This is a genomic window from Rheinheimera fenheensis, assembly GCF_039871805.1.
Taxonomy (GTDB): Bacteria; Pseudomonadota; Gammaproteobacteria; order Enterobacterales; family Alteromonadaceae; genus Alishewanella; species Alishewanella fenheensis.
Genome location: NZ_JBDPJM010000001.1, coordinates 449,740 through 470,946 on the forward strand (window position 1 = coordinate 449,740; position 21,207 = coordinate 470,946).

Consider the following 21,207-nt stretch of genomic DNA (forward strand, 5'->3'; position numbering starts at 1 on the left):
TTAGTACAGCAAAATTAGTAAAGCAGGCTATACAGCTTACGCCGGTAGTGATTCGCTACGCTATCGCCTTTGGGCAGCGCCGCCAGAATATCCAGATACAGTTTTTTGCTGCTGCCAAAGTTCAGGTCTTGTTGCAGTATGCTTAACAACAATGCCAACGCCTCCTCACTGCGCTGTACCGCCTGGTATTGCACCGCCAACTGCTCTTTTAATTGCTTGTTGCTGTCATCTTGCGCTAAAGCGGCTTGTAGCGCCTGAATTTCTGGCGTGTCGGCAGCTTCTTTTGCTAACTGTAGCTTAGCCTGTACGCTTTTGTACAACGCATCCTGATCGGCCAGTTTAATTTCGCCCAGTAAGGCTTCGGCTTGTGCTAACTGGCCCAGGCTTACTGCCGTATCGGCCAGCCACAACTTAATGTCACTACGCGCAGGTGCCAGGGTTAACGCCTGCTTGAGCAGCGGGTAAGCGCCGGCGAAGTCTTGTTCGGCCAGTTTTGATTCAGCCTGCGCCAATAACTCATCTTCCGGCTTGGGTAAATAAGCCGCCAATTTGGTTAGGATCGCCTGCTCAGTTTCCACCCCGGCAAAACCATCAACCGGCCGACCTTGCTTAATCATCATGACGGTGGGCAGAGACTGCACACCAAACTGCATGGCCAGATCCGGCTCTTTATCACAATCTACCCGTGCCAGCAGCAACTGATTAGGGTACTGGCGGACAATTTTTTCCAGTACCGGGCTTAGCTGGGTGCAGCCTTCGCTGCGCGCCGACCAAAACTGAAACAGCACCAGTTTTTGCATTGAGGCATCGAGCACCTCGCGGGCATTGTTAATAGACACATCCACTATTGGCTGTTGCATAAAAGCATTAATCCTGTACGGCTGTTGAAACTTAATTAGCTGTTACTATGTGGGCTGACCGGCAGCTTTGCAAGCCTTAGCCTGACCGATTAAAGTCGTAAAAGCTGGCGGAAAAGCATCGACATCTGGCCGTCTATCACGTAAATTACCGTGGCGCACTAAAAAATGACTGCACAGCAGCAACTAACCATAGCGCCATAGTTTGAGTTAACAGTTTACTCTGCTTAACCCGTCCACGTAGCACAGAATAAAAGCAGCCATAACACTGCTTTAAATGATCCACCCACGCTTTGCCAGCAAAGCCGTGGCGTGTTGTCTATGCCACAGCAAACTATGAGAAACCAACATGACCAGCCAGACCCAGCCAGACGATAAGTCCGCCGCCACTAAAGCTCCGCTAATGCTGTCCGGTGCCGCTATGGTGATCCGCGCCCTTGCCGATGAAGGCGTAGAATACCTGTACGGCTATCCGGGCGGCGCGGTATTGCATATTTACGATGCATTATTTCAGCAAAACAAAGTTAAGCATGTGCTGGTACGCCACGAGCAGGCCGCTACCCATATGGCCGACGCTTATGCCCGCGCCAGCGGCAAAGCCGGTGTGGTATTGGTCACTTCCGGCCCCGGCGCTACTAACGCCGTTACCGGTATTGCCACCGCCTACATGGATTCGATCCCGATGGTGGTGCTCACCGGTCAGGTAATGAGCCACTTAATTGGTGATGACGCCTTCCAGGAAACCGATATGCTGGGCATTTCCCGGCCAATTTGTAAGCACAATATGTCAGTGCGCCGGCCGGAAGATATTCCGTACTTAATTAAAAAGGCCTTTCATATTGCGCAAACCGGCCGGCCAGGCCCGGTGGTGCTGGATATACCAAAAGATATGACCATGCCGAATCAGACATTTCCGTATCACTACCCGGCGGAAATTAATCTGCGCTCCTATCAACCAAAACAGCAAGGCCATGCCGGCCAAATTAAAAAAGCCGTCACCGCGCTTTTAGCCGCGAAAAAGCCCATTCTCTATGCCGGCGGTGGTGTCATTATGGGGCAAGCTGCTGAGGAGCTCACCGAGCTGGCGCAGCTATTAAACCTGCCGGTAACCAATACCCTGATGGGGTTAGGTGCTTACCCGGCCAGTGATAAACAGTTTATTGGTATGTTGGGTATGCATGGCAGTTATGAAGCTAACCAGACCATGCACCATGCTGATCTTATTCTGGCCGTTGGCGCGCGCTTTGACGACAGGGTCACCAACAACACGAAGAAATTCTGCCCGGACGCCACCATTATTCACATTGATATCGACCCGGCCAGCATCAGTAAAACGGTCAATGCGCATATCCCTATTGTTGGTCTGGTAAAACCGGTGCTGACCGAAATGCTGTCAGTGTTAAAGCAGAAGAAGAAAAAACTCGACAATGCCGCACTACAAAGTTGGTGGCAGCAAATTGAGCAGTGGCGCGCCGTGCATGGCGGGCGTTATGACAGTGCGGCTCCACTGTTAAAACCGCAATACGTGATAGAGCAGGTCGCCAAAATTACCAAGGGCGATGCTTATGTCTGCAGCGACGTGGGCCAGCACCAGATGTTTGCTGCCCAGTATTACCCCTTTAACAAACCCAACCGCTGGATTAACTCTGGTGGTCTTGGCACCATGGGCTTTGGCCTGCCTGCAGCGATGGGCGTAAAGCTGAATTACCCTGATGCCGATGTCGTCTGCGTTACCGGTGAGGGCTCTATTCAAATGAATATTCAGGAGCTGTCTACCTGCAAGCAGTATGGCCTGGGGGTAAAAATTATTAATCTGAATAACGGCTATCTGGGCATGGTAAAGCAGTGGCAGGATATGAACTATGAGTCACGCTATGCCAGCTCTTACATGGACTCACTGCCCGACTTTGTCAAACTGGCCGAGGCCTATGGCCATGTCGGCATTCGCGTAACCAAACCCGAAGAACTGCAGCCGGCACTGGAGCGCGCTTTTGCGCTAAAAGATCAGCTGGTATTTTTAGATATTCACGTCGACCCCAAAGAGCACGTCTACCCAATGCAAGTACCCGGCGGTGCCATGAACGAGATGTTTTTAAGCAAAACAGAGAGGACTTAACATGCGGCATATTATTTCTGTTCTGCTGGAAAACGAATCCGGCGCCCTGGCTCGTCTGGTCGGCTTATTTGCCCAGCGCGGTTATAACATCGACTCGCTAAATGTGGCCCCAACCGATGACCCGACTTTGTCCCGTCTGACATTGGTCACGCACGGCAACGATCAGGTGATTGAACAAATCAGCAAGCAGCTGCACAAGCTGATTGAAGTGGTAAAAGTATCCGACATCAGCGAGGCGGCGCATATTGAGCGTGAGCTGATGCTGGTGAAGGTAAAAGCTAACGGCAATCAGCGTGAAGAAGTAAAACGCTGCGCGGATATATTCCGTGGCCAAATCATCGACGTGACGCCCACCACTTATACCATTCAGCTGGTGGGTACCGGCGATAAGCTCGATGCCTTTATTCAGGCACTGGGCGCCACGCCAATCCTGGAAGTGGTGCGTAGCGGTGCTTCGGGTATAGCGCGCGGCGAAAAAACGCTGGCGTTGTAACGCCAGCGCGGTGCAAAAGTCGCAGTAACGAACAGACGCCTAAGGCTAAGTTCTTTGCTGCGGCATATCGCTGTCACACTCAACACTTTATTTTCAAACCAGCCCACTAAACCAAGCCAAAAACAACAACGCAAAACCAATCAGATACGTCAGACCCAGCCAGCTCAGTAGCTTTAGCGGTTTGCTCAGCACTATACCGCCATCGCCCCGCATCAGGCTGTAATTCAGCCAGGCAAATACCGGGGTGGTTAAAAACGCCAGCGTCATGGCAAAGGTCAGCATCGGCGATAATGCTGCTTTAAAAAACAAAATTAATGCCATACCAGCGCCGGCCTGCGCCAGCAGCCAGTAATTTAATGCGGCTTTATGTTTCACCCAGCCCAGTTGTTCAAAGGACGCATGTAAAGTACGGGCATAGCCGTCCAGCACGGTAATGGTAGTGCCAAACATACATAAAAAGGCAATTAATGCCACCAAAGGCTGCGCCCAGCCGCCGATGGTGCTGGCATACATTTGCATCAGTTGCTGGGCAAAAGCACTGCCTGCCAGTGCGATTGGCTGCGCATTGCCATATTGCACCAGCGCGCCGAGTGACAAAAACACCAGAGCCAGCGCAGCGGTTAACCAATAACCGAGATTAAAGTCGAATAAGCCCTGCGCCCGGCTGATGTGCGTATGGCGCTGCTTGGCTTTAAGCCACAGCGAGCTTATTGCCGAAATTTCAATCGGTGCCGGCATCCAGCCCATTAAGGCGACTAAAAAGCCTAAGCTGGCCAACGTCCAGGGCGAAGGGCCGATATAACCGGCCGGTGCCTGGGCGCCATTTTGCCAGGCAATCAGTGCAGCTATCACGGTCGTGACGGTCAGCAATACCATAATGACTTTGGCGACATTATCCAGCGCCTTGTAATGGCCCAGCAGCAAAATCAGCAAACAGGCAGCCAGAATCAGCCAGCACAACAAGGTCACCGACAAATTGCCCGGCAGCGCATACTGCAATAAACTTGCTGTCAGTAATAATACCCCGGCAGTGTTAACTACCGCCGCGATAATATTCAGCACAATAAAGCTGTAAAAATACCCCCGGCCTTTGCGCTGATAGCCCACTAGCAGGCTTTCTTTTCGGGTTAGGGTGTACTCCACACCGAAGCGGAAAAACGGATACTTCAGCACATTAACCAGTAAAATCAACCAGGCCAACTGCCAGCCAAACAAAGCGCCGGCCTGGGTAGAGGCGACCAAATGTGAACCGCCAATCGCCGCCGTGGCCATTAACACCCCAGGCCCCAACGCCTGAAGCTTACCGCGCCATCCGTTTAAAAACTGTTGCATAACACACCTGTTAGTTTTTTTTATCAAGCTTAACGAATAGCCCTTTATGTTGCTATGACCTTTGTTTCATATTATTAATAAATACGGTTAATTATATTGCTACTAAAAGTGCACTGAACCGGTAAACAAGACAATAGAAAAGGATTTAATCAATGAGCCGAAAATTTATTATTACTTTTGTGATATTTCAGGCCCTAGTGGTACCCATATCTTCTACAGAAGCACAGCAACATCAAACACCTGAAATTCTGAGCTATTTACCACGATGTGAGTACACCGTATTGCAAACTGTCGATATATCCGAAATAAGTTCCACCGCAGTTCGGGAGCAAAGTGATATTGAGCAAGAACTAAAGCAGCGACTTGTTACGCGTTTGCGTACCGATGCTCAGGCACATTCTGCCAATGCAGTTATTGTAAAATCGGTTGATAAAGAGCACATAACTCACAACCCATTCATTGGCCAACAAAATCATAAAAATCGATTACTTAAGATAAAAGTAAACGCAGATCTAATTGCAGCCTGCACTGAAGACGCCAGCAAACCACAGCAACAGGCTCCCTACAACGACAAACTTGAGAGAGTGATTGGGCAACAACGGTTCGAATTAAAGCCCATCATTATTCAGAGCCCAACGATCTCTAACAGCTCCGCAGCTTCGCAACCCGAGGTTTCAATAGGCATTTCTGCAGAGCAGGGATTTTACGGTGCCAAACCCGGCATGAGTTACGACGAATTGATTTCGCTTTTTGGTGCACCTTCCGGCCAGTTTTCGTTTGACAATGGAGTCCGGGCTCTGGCTTTTGGTAAGTCAGTGTGGTGCTTTTTTCAACATGACAAACTGATTGCTATCAAGCACCACACTGACTATCTCACCCCGGCGGCAATCAGACTATTACCGGAAGACAGTCGTTTCGATAAACAAGAGTGGCAATTGGACCAACGTTTTGGCCCCCGTAGTCTGCTAAGTGAATTAAAGGAGCATTACGACACCAAGTTACACAAAGTGAACCCGAACCGCTATCAAATCGTCTGGCAGCAACAGTTGCTGCAACTTGATTTTACGGTGTACAACAGCCTGAACAGTGATGACGTTGACGCAAGACTGGTTGCGTTATCACTGACAACTGCCGATCTGAAACAACCAGAACTCAAACTTCAGTTAGTAGAGCCCCCTGCTATACAAGTTGCTCTAAACGCCATAGCAGATAGCATGACAAATACGTCTTGGTACAGCGCAGTCTCTGAATTACCGGTATTACATCAAATTTATAACGGTAAAGTGTCCGAAGTTATCTATGACAACATTTTCTCGATTCAGTTTGCCGACGGCAAGCCAGTTGCAGTGCGCCTGCAGCCGCTAATCAGGTCAGCAGCGGGAAGAGAGAAAATTACCAGCTATCTGCGCCTGTTAAAACAACCAGTCAACGTCGAACAGTTTTTGCAGCGCTACCCCGATACCTTTGAGATGGCTGACAAATTAGATGTGTTTTCCGAACACTTTGATTTAACTGCTACCATTGATGAAGAAAACTCAGGAAATTTAGACAGTATTTATATCGAGTTTCATCATTAACAGGAATGAGAAGTTGGGCCAGGCTAATTCTTCATTTGGCATTATCCAACAGTTCTTCCATACTGGCGCAAACCCATTCCCTCGCGGAGCTTTTATGAGCGATGAGCTGCTCGACCAGGCCATGTTATTTGAAGTCATCGAAAACCAGCTGGCCGACAATTACCCCAAGCAAGTGACTGAAACCCTGATGCGACTGCGTATGACCGGCCATAGCCGCGATGAAGCCATTGAGCTTATTGCCTGCGCGTTAGCACCAGAAATGATTGATGTGATAGAGCACCAGCAAAGCTTTAACTTAGAGCGCTATGCTGCACATCTGGCGCAATTGCCCGACACATCCTGGCTGGAGGAAGAAGACGCATGACAGAACCGGTTATTCAGCACCAGCGTGAGCAGCAGCGCTTTGTACTGCAACTGGATGGCGCTGAAGCCGTGTTAGATTATGCCCTAAACGGTAGCAGTATCAATTTTCATCATACCTTTGTGCCACCAACATTTCGCGGCAAAGGCCTGGCAGAAAAGTTAGTCCGCCACGGTCTGGCCTGGGCCAGGCAACAGCAGTATCAAATCAGCGCCAGCTGCTGGTATGTACAAAAATTTTTGCGCTAGCAGGCAAAGTTAACGTCATAAAGCTAACGCAATAACGAGAACTGATTTCCGCCGCGCTGCTGCGCGCACAACAAGGCGGCCGCGGCACGCTCTAACAACGTTATACCGTCTGCTCCGTCCTGCGGATACCGGCTAATGCCTATGCTGACAGAGATGGCATGGGTTGCATGACACAAGCCATTTAACGCAGCCAACTTTTTTAACAGTTTTTCCGCTACCAGCACGGTATCAAATACCCGCTTCACGTCTGTGATTAACAACAGAAACTGACCATCAGCTTGCTTGCTTACCTGGTCACAAGAACGCACGGCACCTAACAGCCTGGCTGAGATCAATGCGCTGACTTGCTGCGTCACTGCAGCACCGTAGCGGTGAGCAACAGTCTGATAATCGTCCACCTGCAGATAAAATACCGCAAAGCCTGTACCGTTCCGCTGTGCCTGTTTTATTAATTGCTGCAGGTGCTGCTGGCTCTGCAGCATGGCATTAGCGTTGGTATTATCCCCCATCTGACTTTGCCGCAAAGCCAACATCTCGCACAGGGTGCGCTCTGTAATGGCTTCTGCCTGCGCCAGCGCTTGCTGCAGCTGGGTATAACTACGTCTTGGCGATATGATGATCTTCGCTGGCAACGCCACTACAGCGTGAACCTGACTTATCGGGCTACTTTTTTGTTGCATCAGAGGCTCCTTTTTGGCGGCTATCATATACGCCGGCCGCGTATCAATCTTATGGCAACAACGATCAGTGCAATAACCAGCAGCAGGTGAATAAAACCACCCATAGTATAGGAAGACACCAAGCCCAGCGCCCAAAGTACAATCAGGAGTACAACAAGAGTTTCTAACATAAGGTTCTGCCTGTTAACGGTGTGAGAAACTTAACTATGCGACAGCACTTTGCTGTTGTATGTGCGGTAGATAACACAAGAGTAAAAACCCGCACAGAAGCGGGTTAGGTTGGATTGGCTGGAATAGCGGGGGGTATTCAAGATGCAGAGTAGTAAGTATCAATTTGTTTTGCCCAGGCTTTGTCAGCCATATTTGGCCATTTATGTTTGTCAAAGCCCGGGGCGTTACTTAAACGTGCTTTATCAATTGCCAGCACAAAGCGCTTGTTTTGCGTGTCTAACTTAAGTGCATCCCAGGGCACGGCAAACAGCTTCTCGCCCATACCCAGAAAAGTACCAAACGATAACACGGCATAACTTACCTTGCCGCTACTCACTTCCAGCATAATTTCTTTGATATCGCCCAAACTTTCTTCTTTATGGTTAACCACACTGTTTCCCACTAAGGTGTTTGCGCCCATCAGCTGTGGGCCCGGCCCATTCAAAGTGCCCTTGTACATGCCACTGGTGTTTTGTTGATCGCTCATCGTAGGTTCTCCTGCTTAAAAGTCTGCCGGCAACGAAAATGTTGCTGCAGCTTTTGTCTTAGCCTAAAGCAATAAGTTGACGGGCTCTGTTCGCTGCAGCACAGAGTTAACGCCAATTGCGGTTTAAGCTTTATTGGCAAAACAAACTCACCGGCATTTAACAGGAGTAGTAAATATGAAAACCCGCAATATCTATGCGTTATGCTTTTTTAGCTTGCTCAGTCTTATCCTGATGGGCTGCGGTGCTACCAGCACCAGAGAAGGCACTGGTGAGTACATTGACGACACCGTCATAACCACCAAAGTAAAAGCAGCAATCTTAAATACCGCTTCACTTAAGGTCAGTGAAATTAATGTCGAAACCTTTAAAGGTGCAGTGCAGCTAAGTGGTTTTGTCAGTTCACAAGACGATATTAATACTGCCATGCGCGTAGCGCGCGGCGTTACCGGCGTAACAGCAGTAAAAAATGCCATGCGGGTTAAGTGAGCCGTTTGTGTTATATGTACGTTAGCGTACAGAGTTAACAGGTAGTTTAACTATACTTAGTATTACTAACTAAGCAAAAGGACTCTTTTTATGCAGGCTTCTGGCATGTCATCACCACTAAGTACTTCCATGACATCAAAACACACGCCTGTACAAAATCATTTGTTAAATGCGCTGCCAACCGATGTGCAACAGCGGTTGTTTCCACATTTAGATTTAGTAGAAATGCCGTTGGGTAAAGTGCTTTATGAATCAGGCGATGTGATGCGCTATGTGTATTTTCCTACCGACTGCATAGTGTCGTTGCTATACGTGATGGAAAACGGCTCATCCGCTGAAATTTCAGTGGTGGGCTATGACGGCATGGTGGGTGTTTCTTTGTTTATGGGCGGTGACAGCACCACCAGCCGCGCTATAGTCCAGAGCGCCGGCTTTGCCTATCGTATGTTAGGCCATCGTTTGAAGGATGAATTTAACCGCCACGGCCAACTACTGCACATATTGCTACGATACTCACAAGCGCTGTTAACTCAAATGGCACAAACCGCCGTCTGTAACCGCCACCATAGTATTGACCAACAACTGTGCCGCTGGCTGTTACTGTCACTGGACCGCTTAAAAGACAACCATCTGGTAATGACGCAGGAGCTGATTGCCAATATGCTCGGTGTAAGGCGCGAGGGCGTTACTGAAGCGGCCGGCCGCTTACACAAACAAGGCGTTATTGACTATAGCCGGGGCCATATCCTGGTGACAAACCGGGCTAAGCTGGAACAACTCAGCTGTGAATGTTATGCCGTAGTAAAAGCCGAAACCGATCGTTTGTTGCCAATCCTTACGCCTTCTTGTTCACTGCGTGTCTGACCGCACAGACCGCGGCTAAAAATACCGGCACTATCCCTATTCAAGGCTGCACAGCACCTGTCTTGTGCCAAAATGGCAATGCCAGTGCTGGGAGTCTCTGCCATGTCTGTTATGTCTACCCCGCTTATCACTAATCACCTGCTGCAACTGTTAGCTGACGCTGACCGCCATGTTTTATTGCAGCATTGTGATGTGGTGCAGCTGCAATTTGCCGATATTCTTTGTGAACCCAATCAACGTTACCGTTACCTGTACTTTCCACTGAGCGGCTTTATCTCGTTGGTCACAAAACTGGCCGGTCACAAACCGCTGGAAATGGGCTTAATTGGCAACGAAGGCATGCTGGGTGTCACACTGGCACTGGGCATTAGCCAGGCGCCAATGCAGGCAGTGGTGCAGGGCAAGGGCACTGCCTGGCGTATTGAGGTCGCCGATCTACAGCAAGTATTGCTGCAGTGCCCGCACTTGCGGCACATCCTGCAACAATACCTGTTTGTGCAACTGTCGCAGTTATCACAAAGTGCGGCCTGTGCACACTTTCATGAACTCAGTCCCCGACTGGCGCGCTGGTTATTAATGAGCCATGACCGTGCACATAGCGATCAGTTTTATCTTACCCACCAGTTTTTGGCTGACATGTTAGGTGTGCGCCGCAGTGGTATCACCGTGGCGGCGGGTTTGTTGCAACAGCAGCAGTTAATAAGCTACAGCAGAGGCATGATGAGTATTTTGAATAGACGGGCACTGAAGCATCTGGCCTGTGAATGTTATCAAGCGGAGTTGGATGACTACCGCTCAGTACTGGGCGAGCCCACTAACCCGCTCAGACCACACTGCGCCCAAGGCACACCATAAGAAGGGCTCGCGCGGCAGAATGCCAATCCCTGACAAACGGCACCGAGCCGGTATGGTCAGCAGTATCTGCACGACACCAGCACCAGGCCAGTATTGCGCCGCTAACCATCGCAACGGCCAGCCCCACCGGCGAACTGGCTTTGTCGCTCACCGCCAGGCCTAACCGCCGGCTTTGCTGAACTAACTGACGGCGCTGCTGGGGTAGCCGGCATGACAGCAATGTAATACGTTTATCGGCATCCATGTCAGCCCACCTTGTCATCAGCAGTAAGCTGGCGCAAGCTGCGCATAGTGGCAGGAAAGCGTAACAGCCGGCTGTAATGCCGACAGCGACGCAGCAGCAGCCACACGCCGAGTAAGTTAGCTATTGTTGCCAGTGCCAACGCCTGTGCCAGCGATACACCATACTGCTGGGCAAACAACACGATTTGCGCCAGCAGCATAAACCACAGCGTTAGTACCAATAAGCCTACTAACAGAGCAGACACCAACAGCGCTACCATGCTGTAGGCTACGCGTTCACCTTCCAGCGTGATCAGCTGCAGCTGGTCATATAGCAGTGCCCGGGCTTGTTGCCACCAACAGTGCCATTGGGTACTGACATCGCTTTCAGATGAAAAAACACCCGCATCAGCGGGTGCCTTTGTTGAGTCAGCTGGCATCGCCGCCACCACTGCGATGGCTTAGCCACCAGCTAAATAACACACCACCGGCCAACGCGAGACCAATCGACATTAGCGGGTGATTGCGCACCTGAAGGCGCGTACTGTCGGTCAGTTGCTGCTGCAGATGCTGCAGCTGTGCACCCTTTGTGGATATCGCCTCGGCAGCATGATTGGCACCATTGGCCATTTTATCTACCGTACTGTGCGCACTGGCAGTCATGTGTTTTAGCGCCGGCGCTGCGGCATCCGCTGCGCTGTCAATTGCACGATGCACGCTACCAGATGCCGTATCAACTTTACGGCTAAAGGTATTGTTACTGGTGGTTGGATCTGTTAGCTGTTCCATAATAACTCCACTGATAAGTGATGCTGGCAGGCTTGCCAGCGTCCTAGCAACAGTATGTCGGTTTGCCGTACCAACGTCGGTGCGCTGTCGCGCTTAGCGTCGATAATGGTCATTCTTGCGACTTAGCAATAATCACCTCTACCCGGCGATTCTGCGCCCTGGCATCAGCCGAAGTGTTCGCGGCCAACGGCTCGCCCTCACCTTTGCCCATTGCACTTAACCGGCTGGCTGCAATACCTTGCGCCACTAAAAAGGCTTTTACCGTATCAGCCCGCCGTTGTGATAGCAGCATGTTGGCGGCGTCAGAACCAATATCGTCGGTATGCCCTTCAATTTGCGCGATGCGTTCAGGATAGGTATTTAAGAACTGCGCCAGTTTGTCCAGATGGTTATCGCTGCCCAGTTTGAGTTCAGCCTTAGCCGTGTCAAACAGTACGTCACCCAGTGTCACCACCAAACCTCTGTCTGTAGGCCGTGCGTTAAGCTCTGCCACTTCATCCCGCAAATTTTGGCTGGCGGCATCGGCTCTATCTGCACGCTCACGCTCAGCTCGCGCATCAGACAATGCCATCTGTTCGCGGTTCTCTGCCACTATAGCTTGTCGTCTGGCTAGCTCGCTTTCACTGCGGGCACCAGAGGCATCAGTGCGGGCGCTGCGGGCATCGGCCTGCGCCCGCTCGGCTTCTCGTGTGCGTGCATTAAGTCTGATGTCATCACGCTGCTGGCTCAGTTGTGCCCGCTGCTGCTCCAGCCTGCGGGTTTTCGCCTGAGTGCTGGCCAAAGTGACTTTGCGCTCAGCCATAGTAACGCGATGTGCGGCCAGGGCGCTGTTTTTCTCGGGTTGCTCTGCCACCAATACCGCCCGCTCAGCCTCTTTAATAGCCAGAGGGGCTAACAAGGCCAGTTGTGCATCTGCCTGTAATTGGGTTAACTGCTGACGCACGGCCGCTGCGCCATCCGGCGCTTTAGGTGCACTGGCACAGCCACTGATAAAAACAGTGGCAAGGCTCAAACTCAGTAGTGTTTTACGAAGTCCGCTGGTCGTTTTCATGGTTTTACTCCTGACAGGTTACGTTGTGTTTCCTGTTGCAGCGCATTAATACTTTGCTGCATATCCTCGTTTATCGCCTGCGCTTTTAACAGCTCCGCTCTGGCGATTGCCAGCTCAGCACTGAGCTTTGACTGCAACGCCAGCCGCTCGGCCTGTGGCATGTTTTTCTGGGCTATGGCGGTTCGGGCCGCAGTAAGCTCAGTACGGGCTGTGTTTAACTCAATGCTGGCATAGCGCACCACCTGAGCACGCTCAGCATTGGTTATGGCTTGTTCTGCCGCTTGCAATTCGGCCTGTGGTGGCTTAGGTGAGGCCGAGCAGGCTGTCAGCACCATCAAGGCGCCGAACAGCGCCAATTTGCACGGCTGAGGCTGGACGCACCAGGATCTGCCGTTACCGGGAAGGCTAATAAAGGTATTCATCTGTCGCTCCTGCTAGTGGCGGGCTGCAGTGAAGCTGCGCCCTGAGATACCATGACACAACGACGCGGTATGGTCGGTGCGCTAGCGCGCATAGCGGAAAACTGTTACGTTAACAAACCACAGGGCTAGCTGGCATAACCACCACCCCGCTGTTTTGCCCGATACATCGCTGCATCAGCAAAACCGATCAGTGCCTGCGCATCGTGGGCATCAGCCGGGTAACAGGCAACCCCGACACTGGCCGACAGTGATAAGGCACCAATAGCTAAGTGATATGGCTTTGCCAGTACGTTAATCAGTTTGCCAGCAAAAATATGAGCGTCCTGTTGTTGTTTAATGCTGTTCAGTAACACCAAGAACTCATCACCACCATGCCGGCTTACTGCGTCACTCTCTCGTATGGTGTGCTTTAGCCGGCTACTAACCTGCTGTAATACCGTATCACCAACGGCATGGCCGTATTGATCGTTGATAGGTTTGAATTTGTTCAGATCAATAAAAAGTACAGCAAAAATGCCCCGTTGCCGCTTCGCCAGGCTGATAGCCTGCTGAATACGGTCTAACATAATGCTGCGATTTAACGTTTGTGTTAGTGCATCACGCTGGCTACTTTGTGTCAGCTGCTTAAGCTGCGTTTGGGCACCAGCATGTAATACCCCGGCTTGTAATAGCGACACTAACAGCAGCTGGTTATCCTGCTTGAGTTGTTGCTGCTGTCGCTGCCACATATCATGCTGCAACATCAGCTCACAGCGCATTCTCACCAGCTCCGCGTGCTGACTTTCTGTACACAGCTGCAGTACGGTTTTTCGCAGCAAGTGCGCGTCGCAGTTTTGCGGCTCATTCATGTTAGCGGCCTATTATGTTGGAGGTTAACTTTGGGCTTTGCTCAGCCTAACGCGAAGGCTATGGTGCTAATGTGCGGTTTCGCACATTAGCTGCATAAAAGTGACATTAGAAAATCAGCTGTTTTGAGGTAACACTTTTTACACCACGGATATTTTGCGCCAGCTCTATCGCCAACGCCTGCTCTGCGCCGCTATCTAACTTGCCTGACAGCGTCACAACACCTTTTTCAGTATTCACTGAAATATCAGCACCGCTGACATTGCTGGAGTACATAAACGTCGACTTCACTTTAGTGGTGATCCAGCTGTCGCTTATTAGTGTGCCCTTGGTATCGTCGGTGTAGGCTTTGCCGGCCGCCGGGTTATTGCTGACCTGTAACTGATTGCTTACCGAACGCACACCATCAGTATTTTTTGCCAGTTTTTCGGCGTGTTGTTTTGCCTGTTGCGTGGCAACGGTGCCAGACAGCTCAACCTTACCGTTATCTGTCACAACTTTGGTGTCCATACCCTCGGTATGCTTACTCCACATCAGCTTAGACTTTACGGCTGTGGTTATAGCGGCATCGTCTACCACATCACCAAAACCACGGGTACTGCGCTGTGGCCGGGTGTATTCGGCGTCCACCTTTATCTGATTATCGACGGTTTCTATACCGCTGACGCCTGCAGCAATAGCCTGCGCCAGTTCTTTGTGCAATTCCTCATCGACATTGCCCGTGAGCGTCGCTTTGCCATCCTGTACGCTGACACTCAGGTCGTGCGCTCTGAGGTAAGGGCTTAGTGCATAGGTAGTCCAAATTTGTGCTTCCTGACGCGCATTGGCGACTGACTCACTTTGCTTGTTAATCCTAGCGGCATCTTCGGCCAACACCGGGCTGTTACCCAATATCAGCGTGATAGCCGATGCCAGTAGCAAGCGGTTATTCATGTGGCTCATACAATATTCCTTGCATTACTAAAGGATCCGCCGGCACCTTAATGCAGCACCGGCTGAAGATACTGGCTATGCCAGCTTGCATTTATCCAAAAAGCTGGCAACCTGCTTGTCGGCCATGTCGCGGCCGATGGCATAGCGCTGCTGCACCAGATTGCTAAGCTGTTGCGGGTCACCCTCACTTTTAAGAATCTCGGCTTCGCTAAGCTTGCCCCATTGGCTTTTGGCTGCTTTCACCTGCTGCGGCCATTTTGTCTTAACTGCATTGGCTGGCGTGACCTGAACTGATTTAGCGCCAGGGGCCGATTTATCGCCGCTGATCCCCTTGTCTGCCTGAGCATTCTTGCCGGCAGCGTCTGTTTTGGCAGTTTTAGCCACAGGATCTCCACGATACTGCTCGTCATATTTGTTCATGCTAACCTCGTCATCATTTACCGCCGTTACAGGGCTGTATTGGCCGGTGATGCACTGTAGCGCCATAAGGCAGGGGCAGTCCGTGCGCTAGCGCGCATATCAGCAACATTGTTTTAGTGTTATCGATAAAATGGTCCACATCGTATTAACCTTCAGCTATAGTAAACCGCTGTCGAGGCACCAACAGGAGTCCGGTGTTGCAAACCAGTCAGTTGCTTATTCAGTTAATGTTGTATGTGTTTTTGCCGCTTTGGGGTATTGCCGGTTTTATTGACTGGTGCTGCCACCGCGCTACCCGCATCGAGCAGACCTCAGGCTTAAAAGAGTCGCTTATTCACTCGCTGATGGGCATACAAATGGCAGTGCCGATTTTGCTCTGCCTGCTGTTTAAAGTGAATGTTCTGATCATGCTGATTTGCCTCGCCGCCTGGCTGGCACATGAACTGGTGGCGCATTACGACGTGCATTATGCGGCGCCTAAGCGCCATATCAGCGTGTGGGAGATGCACGCGCACAATTATCTGGCCACCCTGCCACTGTATATGCTGCTGCTGATTATCGTGATTAACTACCCGGTGTTTATTAAGCTGGTCAGTTTTAACTGGCAGGGCGAGTTTTACTTGCAGCGCATGCCCTATGCCCACGGTGGCGAGGGGTATTTGCCGTATTATCTTGGCTTTATGGCTGTAGTCTGTGTGCTGCCGTATATGGAAGAAAACCTGCGCTGCTTAATCGCGGCACTGAAGCGGTCGCAGGTGCAGGCATGAACGTTTATATCACCAGTAGCGGCCACTTTTTACCCGGCCCGGCTATTAACAACGATGAAATAGAACCACTGCTGGGGTTAGTGCACGGCAAACCCAGCCGGCTGCGACGGCGCATTTTACAGTCTAATGGCATTCAAACACGGCATTATGCAATTGATGCCAACCACAACACCACCATATCAAACGCCGGCATGGCAGCCAAAGCGGCCGAGCATTGCCTGAGCAGCAGCTTTTTAGGCAAACGGCAGATTAAAATGCTCAGCGCGGCCACCAGCCAGGGCGATATAGTGCTGCCGGGTTTTGGTTCTATGCTGCAGGCTGAGCTAGGGTTAAGCGACATTGAACTGCATAGCAGCCACGGCATTTGCTCCAGTAGCCTGATGGCACTCAAAGCCGCCTTTACTAATCTGAAAACCGGCGAACAGCCAAACGCGCTGGTGGTGGCCAGTGAGCTGACCTCACGCTTATTTAAAGCCAGCCGCTATGAAGCCGCTGGCGCAGAGCTGGATTTTAACGCTGAGTTTCTGCGTTGGATGTTATCCGACGGCGCCGGCGCCCTCCTGCTGGAAACCCAGCCGCGCGGCAAGTGCTTTCGTATCGACTGGATCCGCAGTTTTTCACATGCCGATGCGTACCCGGTGTGCATGAGCGTGGGTTATGCCAGTAGTAGCCATAGCGCTGGCTGGCAGGACTATGCCAGCTATGCCGAGGCTGAAGCAGACGGTGCCCTGTTAATTCGTCAGGATGTGCGTTTACTGGAAAATATCGTCAAACTGGGTGTCGATGGCTACCTGCGGTTAATCAGCGAAGGTCGGGTACAGCCAGACAAGATAGACCATGTGCTGTGCCATTATTCATCGCATTATTTTAAAGGCAAAATTTTCGACATGATGCAGCGCGCCGGCGTTGGTATTGCCGAGCATAAGTGGTATTCAAACCTGTATAGCCGCGGTAATACCGGCTGCGCGTCTATTTTTATTATGTTGGACGAATTTCGCACCAGCCAGCCACATCAGGTGGGCGATACCATTTTGTGTATGGTGCCCGAGAGCGGCCGCTTTAATAACGCCTATATGCAACTTACCGTGGTGGAACCATGACAGAGCACGTATTAAACCCACACAGCCAGCAGTGTTTACAGGCACTGATGCGGGTATGGTTTGACTTTGAGCGCCAGCTGGGTCGGGTGCCACTGCTCCAGCGTTTAGAGCGTGGCCAGTTTAGCAAAGCTGATTATTGCCAGCTATTGCTCAACTGGCGCCAGCAGGTGATAGAGGGCTCGCGCTGGATCAGCCGCTGTGCCTCCAGCTTTGACCGTGATTACAGCGATGTGCGATCCACCATTATCGGCCATGCCCGAGAAGAGCACCGCGACTACGAAATGCTCGAGCGCGATTATGTTGCCGCCGGCGGCAACTTAGCCGATATTCAAACGGCACCGCGCAATATTGGCACCGAAGCCTTACACGGTTTTTTAATGTACCGTGCCAGCCAGCCAAACCCAGTCGATTTGGTGGGTGCTATGTGGATTATTGAAGGTTTAGGCCAGAAAATGGCCGACAACTGGGCAACGCAAATCGACCGGGCTACGGGCGGCGATGGCAGTTATACCCGCTTTATGCGCTACCATGGCGCGAACGATGATAACCATATGCAAAAGCTGTATCAGCTACTTAACCGCTTATGCCAGAGCCCGGCTCAGCTCAGCGCCATAGTGCGCACCGCCCGCGTAACGGCAAAACTGTATTGCCTGCAACTGGAAGAAACCGACCATGACTACAGCGAATAAAGCCGGTTACAGCGCCTATCTGCGCGCTATCGCTAACGACAACTCACTGCCGATAGAGCAGGCTGCGCTGGATCTCTGGTTAAAAGATTTGCAAAACCCGCTGCGCTGGAGTGCAAGGCCGCTATTGCAGTTTATTTTTGCCGTATTACTGCACCTGATCTGGCTGTTTAAACGCCTGCCGCTGCCGCAGTTTAGCGCGCACAACACGTTGCAACGGTTAATTTGCTGGTTTTGCACACACTTTGTTAGTAAAGAAGCGAATTTACTGATCTTGCGCCACTATGCTACCGAGTCCAATGTGCTGAATTTTCTCGCTGCCAACAGCCCCAATGTCAGTTTTAACCCGGTGCGGCTGTATCCGAAAAGTATCGCCGATATGCAACACGCCAGCTTTGTTGAGCACGACCAGGAACTGTTTCGCCTGTTTGCTGAACTGGGCCACTGGCAATCGCCAAAACAACCTCTAGGCCCGGGTGAGCTGAACTGGCAGCATTGGCAAAGCATTGATATGCGGCGCTTTGACATTGCTGAAAAACGCACCCAGTGGCTGGATTTTGAAACTTCGCATGCGCTGTTTATGTGTTTGTTTTGTTTATTGTTAACCCGTGAAGAGTACCGTGATGCGATTAACGGCTTTAACCTGGACCAGTCTATCGCCATTCGTATTGGCGATCTGGTGGGTGATAACAGCCTGCGTGAGCTGGCCTATAACAAATATCCGCATTATTTAGTCGGCCCATGGAATTTAGGCCAACGCTTTTTAATGCACGGTTTTTTTACCGAGCATCTGTATGCCTACCTGCAGCAACATAAAACTGACCAAACCCAGAAAAATAGCACATAAATTACACAATTTATTTATATTAATCTGGCAAAACTGCACCGCTAACCGCATAATCTGATCCGTTTCCCAGCAGTATCCGGGACTATTTTTCAGGGAGAGAATCAGATGCTGCGAAGCTTAATTGTATTAACCGCGTTTTTTTGTCTGGCCGGCTGTAAAGACAAAGTAGAAATCCGCTATACCGACTTTAACGTGCCACACATTATAGCCACTTCATATTACGGCCTGGGTTATGGCAGTGGTTATGCTCAGGCCGAGGAGAACCTCTGCACACTGGCCGAACAAATCGTTAAACTCAAAGGCGAGAAGTCGCGCCACTTTGGCCCAGGCCAGCAACAATCTAATGTGCTGTCTGACTTTGGTTACAAAATTCTTGATTATCCCAGCCAGGCACAACACTATCTGCTGCAACTGCCGGAGGAAGCTGGCGAGCTGCTGCAGGGCTTTGTCAGCGGCTTTAACGACCGACTGGCTGAGTTAACACCAGATGCCTACCCCAGCCCATGTCGTCAGGCCAGCTGGGTTAGCCCGATCACCGCCACCGAGTTACTGGCCTATCATCTGGACTTAGCCGGCCTGGCTAGCAGCCGCAACTTACTGCTGCCCATGGCCGTTGCCCAACCGCCACTGCCAAACAACCAGCAGCAGGTCGCCCCCACATTTCAAGCTGAACATATTCTTACCAGTCGTGGTTTGGGCAGTAATGGCTGGGCGTTGGGTAGCGATACGACGTCCAATGGACAGGGGGCCTTACTGGCCAACCCGCATTTTCCGTGGGATGGTGAACTGCGTTTTTTTCAGCAGCACCTAACCATTCCCGGCAAGCTGGATGTTAGCGGCGTGACCCTGGTTGGTCTGCCAACAGTACTGATCGGTTTTAACCCACATCTAGCCTGGACTCACACGATTTCGCAGTCGAAACAATTTACTTTTTATCAGCTGGAGCTAGACCCGGAAAATCCGCTGCGTTACCGCTATGGTAATACCTACCGCGACTTTAGCCCGCAACAGGTGAGTGTTGATATTGGCTTGCCTGATGGCAGTGTACAACAAGTGTCGCGCACGTTTTACCACAGCCATTATGGCCCACTGTTGGATTTAAGCCCGTTGGACGCCAGCCTTGGCTGGACAACCCAATCTGTTATCAGTTACCGCGATGCCAATGCCGGTAATTACCGTATGCTGCAGCAATGGCTGGCCATTGGCCAGGCGCGCAGTAAAACCGAACTGATGGATGCGCTGGCGCAGCATCAGGGTATTCCCTGGGTGAATACCTTAGTCACTGAGCAAAGTGGCGCCGTGCATTATATTGACGCCAGCCAGGTGCCCCAGCTACACCCTGTAGCCGAGGCTTACTGGCGTCAGGCCAGCCAGTCACCGGCCCTGGCAGCGCTTTGGTTGGGTGGTGACGGTGCCGTGTTGTTGCCCGGTAGCGAGCCCATATTTGAATGGCAAGACAGCGGCCTGACGCATGGCGCCGGCCTGGTGCCCCTGCAACAGGCGCCCCAGCTGAGCCGCCGTGATTATGTGTTTAATGCCAATAGCAGTCACTGGCTGGTCAACCCACAACAGCCACTAGAAGGCTACAGCCTGATGTACGGGCCAGAGCGTAGCGAGCTTAGCCCGCGCAGTCGCTACAATGGCCAGTTGATAAACAGCCCGCAACTGATGGGCGCAGACCAGCGTTTTAGCGCCGCAGAGCTGCGGCAAGTATTTAACCGCAACGAGAGTTTATTCTCCGGCAGCTTTCGTCAGCAGTTAGTACAGCATTGCCTGGCCAATCCCCTATATACAAATGCCACCACTGAGCAGAGTATTGATTTGCAGCCGATATGTCAGGCACTGGCAAACTGGGATGGCCGCTACAACCTTAACAGCCGCGGCGCCCATGTAATGCGCGAGTTTCTGGCAGCGTTTCGAAGCCCGGCGCATGCCGCTCTTCAGCCTGAGCTTTATGCTGTTCCCTTTGATGCCAATGATCCTCTGCATACCCCTGACGGCTTAGCCACTGCTGACAATCCGCTAGCGGATCCTGTACTACAGGCATTAGGTCAGGCGGCTCTGCGTTTACAGCAAGCGGGCATAGCGCCTGATGCAACACTGGCCAGTATGCAATATCTCATTAAAGCTGAAGGCCAAACGCCAATTGCGATGCCAGGTGGCTATTCATATGAGGGGCTATTTAATATGGCCGAAGGTAGCCAGCAGTCACGCAGTACCTCAGAGCTGGCGAATAATATTACCGGCATCGGCAGGCCCGACTCGCCCTTGTTGCTGCACTTGCTGGCAGGTGAGCCGCGCGAAGCCTATACGTTAAACTCCGGTTCTAGTTTTGTCATGGCAATGGAATTTACCGGGCAAGGCCCAAAAGCCAGTATGCTGCATGCCTATAGCCAGGCACATGATCCGCAGTCGCCGCATTTTAATGACCAAACGCTGTTATACCGCAATCAAAAGTGGCAACCCATGTACTTTACGCCAGCAGAGATACAGCAACATACCAAACGGCTTATTCGGTTTAACCTACAAAGGCCAGAACAACAATAACCAGGAGCAC

26 protein-coding genes are annotated in these 21,207 nt (G+C 51.3%); 13 read left to right on the forward strand and 13 right to left on the reverse strand.

Translation table 11 applies throughout. From position 1 onward, the window contains the following. Positions 1-14: 14 nt before the first annotated feature. Positions 15-860, reverse strand: a complete 846-nt coding sequence (locus ABGI61_RS01825) for a tetratricopeptide repeat protein (RefSeq protein ID WP_347595972.1) — start codon at positions 858-860, stop codon at positions 15-17. 346 nt (positions 861-1,206) lie between these two features. Between ABGI61_RS01825 and ABGI61_RS01830 the strand changes: the two genes are divergently transcribed. Then, entirely contained in the window at positions 1,207-2,973 is a 1,767-nt protein-coding gene (locus tag ABGI61_RS01830; RefSeq protein WP_347595975.1) for an acetolactate synthase 3 large subunit, read from the forward strand. 1 nt (position 2,974) lies between these two features. Then, complete coding sequence (ilvN, locus tag ABGI61_RS01835; RefSeq protein ID WP_008222251.1) at positions 2,975-3,466, forward strand: acetolactate synthase small subunit; 492 nt, start codon at positions 2,975-2,977, stop codon at positions 3,464-3,466. 93 nt (positions 3,467-3,559) lie between these two features. Here the strand turns inward: ilvN and ABGI61_RS01840 are convergent, their stop codons facing one another. Further along, positions 3,560-4,798 carry an NRAMP family divalent metal transporter gene (locus tag ABGI61_RS01840; protein WP_347595979.1) on the reverse strand — a complete coding sequence of 413 codons (1,239 nt, stop codon included), beginning with the start codon at positions 4,796-4,798 and terminating at the stop codon, positions 3,560-3,562. 152 nt (positions 4,799-4,950) lie between these two features. On the opposite strand from ABGI61_RS01840, the gene ABGI61_RS01845 reads away from it, so the two are divergent. From ABGI61_RS01845 to ABGI61_RS01855, 3 genes are all read left to right on the forward strand, one after another. Next, entirely contained in the window at positions 4,951-6,375 is a 1,425-nt protein-coding gene (locus ABGI61_RS01845) for a hypothetical protein (protein ID WP_347595982.1), read from the forward strand. Between the two features lie 94 nt (positions 6,376-6,469). Further along, the gene (locus ABGI61_RS01850) at positions 6,470-6,739 is read left to right on the forward strand and encodes a hypothetical protein (RefSeq protein WP_347595984.1); all 270 of its coding nucleotides are present in this window, start codon (positions 6,470-6,472) and stop codon (positions 6,737-6,739) included. Beyond that, positions 6,736-6,984 carry a GNAT family N-acetyltransferase gene (locus ABGI61_RS01855; protein ID WP_347595987.1) on the forward strand — a complete coding sequence of 83 codons (249 nt, stop codon included), beginning with the start codon at positions 6,736-6,738 and terminating at the stop codon, positions 6,982-6,984. Before ABGI61_RS01850 ends, ABGI61_RS01855 begins: the two co-directional genes overlap by 4 nt. 23 nt (positions 6,985-7,007) lie before the next feature. On the opposite strand, the gene ABGI61_RS01860 is transcribed toward ABGI61_RS01855, so the two are convergent. The 3 genes from ABGI61_RS01860 to ABGI61_RS01870 all read right to left on the reverse strand — a co-directional run bounded on the left by ABGI61_RS01860 (position 7,008) and on the right by ABGI61_RS01870 (position 8,361). Then, positions 7,008-7,664 (reverse strand): diguanylate cyclase domain-containing protein, encoded by a 657-nt coding sequence (locus ABGI61_RS01860; RefSeq protein ID WP_347595990.1) that lies wholly within the window; start codon positions 7,662-7,664, stop codon positions 7,008-7,010. Positions 7,665-7,687: 23 nt separating this feature from the next. Continuing rightward, positions 7,688-7,834: a lmo0937 family membrane protein gene (locus ABGI61_RS01865; RefSeq protein ID WP_347595993.1), complete on the reverse strand. Its 147-nt coding sequence runs from the start codon at positions 7,832-7,834 to the stop codon at positions 7,688-7,690. Between the two features lie 137 nt (positions 7,835-7,971). Next, on the reverse strand, positions 7,972-8,361 hold the full coding sequence (locus ABGI61_RS01870; protein WP_347595996.1) for a PRC-barrel domain-containing protein: 390 nt from the start codon (positions 8,359-8,361) through the stop codon (positions 7,972-7,974). A 175-nt stretch (positions 8,362-8,536) separates the two neighbouring features. On the opposite strand from ABGI61_RS01870, the gene ABGI61_RS01875 reads away from it, so the two are divergent. The 3 genes from ABGI61_RS01875 (at position 8,537) to ABGI61_RS01885 (ending at position 10,567) form a co-directional block, all read left to right on the forward strand. Then, positions 8,537-8,848, forward strand: coding sequence for a BON domain-containing protein (locus ABGI61_RS01875; RefSeq protein ID WP_347595999.1), 312 nt, complete (start codon positions 8,537-8,539; stop codon positions 8,846-8,848). Between the two features lie 90 nt (positions 8,849-8,938). After that, on the forward strand, positions 8,939-9,712 hold the full coding sequence (locus ABGI61_RS01880) for a Crp/Fnr family transcriptional regulator (RefSeq protein ID WP_440590647.1): 774 nt from the start codon (positions 8,939-8,941) through the stop codon (positions 9,710-9,712). Positions 9,713-9,814: 102 nt separating this feature from the next. Then, positions 9,815-10,567, forward strand: a complete 753-nt coding sequence (locus tag ABGI61_RS01885) for a Crp/Fnr family transcriptional regulator (protein WP_347596002.1) — start codon at positions 9,815-9,817, stop codon at positions 10,565-10,567. On the opposite strand, the gene ABGI61_RS01890 is transcribed toward ABGI61_RS01885, so the two are convergent. The 8 genes from ABGI61_RS01890 to ABGI61_RS01925 form a co-directional block, all read right to left on the reverse strand. Next, positions 10,536-10,811, reverse strand: a complete 276-nt coding sequence (locus tag ABGI61_RS01890) for a hypothetical protein (protein ID WP_347596005.1) — start codon at positions 10,809-10,811, stop codon at positions 10,536-10,538. The genes ABGI61_RS01885 and ABGI61_RS01890 overlap by 32 nt on opposite strands. A gap of 1 nt (position 10,812) precedes the next feature. Then, positions 10,813-11,229, reverse strand: a complete 417-nt coding sequence (locus ABGI61_RS01895) for a hypothetical protein (protein WP_347596008.1) — start codon at positions 11,227-11,229, stop codon at positions 10,813-10,815. Further along, a complete protein-coding gene (locus tag ABGI61_RS01900) occupies positions 11,219-11,578 on the reverse strand; it encodes a hypothetical protein (protein WP_347596011.1) in 360 nt (119 codons plus the stop codon). The genes ABGI61_RS01895 and ABGI61_RS01900 overlap by 11 nt, the downstream gene beginning before the upstream one ends. A 109-nt stretch (positions 11,579-11,687) precedes the next feature. Further along, positions 11,688-12,629 carry an OmpA family protein gene (locus ABGI61_RS01905; RefSeq protein ID WP_347596014.1) on the reverse strand — a complete coding sequence of 314 codons (942 nt, stop codon included), beginning with the start codon at positions 12,627-12,629 and terminating at the stop codon, positions 11,688-11,690. Then, positions 12,626-13,051: a DUF4398 domain-containing protein gene (locus ABGI61_RS01910; protein WP_347596017.1), complete on the reverse strand. Its 426-nt coding sequence runs from the start codon at positions 13,049-13,051 to the stop codon at positions 12,626-12,628. The genes ABGI61_RS01905 and ABGI61_RS01910 overlap by 4 nt, the downstream gene beginning before the upstream one ends. Positions 13,052-13,176: 125 nt before the next feature. Next, positions 13,177-13,899 (reverse strand): diguanylate cyclase domain-containing protein, encoded by a 723-nt coding sequence (locus tag ABGI61_RS01915; RefSeq protein WP_347596020.1) that lies wholly within the window; start codon positions 13,897-13,899, stop codon positions 13,177-13,179. 106 nt (positions 13,900-14,005) lie between these two features. Continuing rightward, complete coding sequence (locus tag ABGI61_RS01920) at positions 14,006-14,839, reverse strand: BON domain-containing protein (RefSeq protein ID WP_347596023.1); 834 nt, start codon at positions 14,837-14,839, stop codon at positions 14,006-14,008. Between the two features lie 66 nt (positions 14,840-14,905). Beyond that, complete coding sequence (locus ABGI61_RS01925; RefSeq protein ID WP_347596026.1) at positions 14,906-15,316, reverse strand: CsbD family protein; 411 nt, start codon at positions 15,314-15,316, stop codon at positions 14,906-14,908. Positions 15,317-15,444: 128 nt separating this feature from the next. On the opposite strand from ABGI61_RS01925, the gene ABGI61_RS01930 reads away from it, so the two are divergent. The 5 genes from ABGI61_RS01930 to ABGI61_RS01950 all read left to right on the forward strand — a co-directional run bounded on the left by ABGI61_RS01930 (position 15,445) and on the right by ABGI61_RS01950 (position 21,197). Then, positions 15,445-16,017, forward strand: coding sequence for a diguanylate cyclase (locus tag ABGI61_RS01930; RefSeq protein WP_347596029.1), 573 nt, complete (start codon positions 15,445-15,447; stop codon positions 16,015-16,017). After that, on the forward strand, positions 16,014-17,117 hold the full coding sequence (locus tag ABGI61_RS01935; protein ID WP_347596032.1) for a beta-ketoacyl-ACP synthase III: 1,104 nt from the start codon (positions 16,014-16,016) through the stop codon (positions 17,115-17,117). Before ABGI61_RS01930 ends, ABGI61_RS01935 begins: the two co-directional genes overlap by 4 nt. Continuing rightward, positions 17,114-17,806 carry an iron-containing redox enzyme family protein gene (locus ABGI61_RS01940; RefSeq protein WP_347596035.1) on the forward strand — a complete coding sequence of 231 codons (693 nt, stop codon included), beginning with the start codon at positions 17,114-17,116 and terminating at the stop codon, positions 17,804-17,806. Before ABGI61_RS01935 ends, ABGI61_RS01940 begins: the two co-directional genes overlap by 4 nt. Further along, a complete protein-coding gene (locus ABGI61_RS01945) occupies positions 17,790-18,650 on the forward strand; it encodes a DUF6999 family protein (RefSeq protein WP_347596038.1) in 861 nt (286 codons plus the stop codon). Before ABGI61_RS01940 ends, ABGI61_RS01945 begins: the two co-directional genes overlap by 17 nt. A 105-nt stretch (positions 18,651-18,755) precedes the next feature. Continuing rightward, positions 18,756-21,197, forward strand: a complete 2,442-nt coding sequence (locus ABGI61_RS01950) for a penicillin acylase family protein (RefSeq protein ID WP_347596041.1) — start codon at positions 18,756-18,758, stop codon at positions 21,195-21,197. The last annotated feature ends 10 nt before the right edge of the window (positions 21,198-21,207 follow it).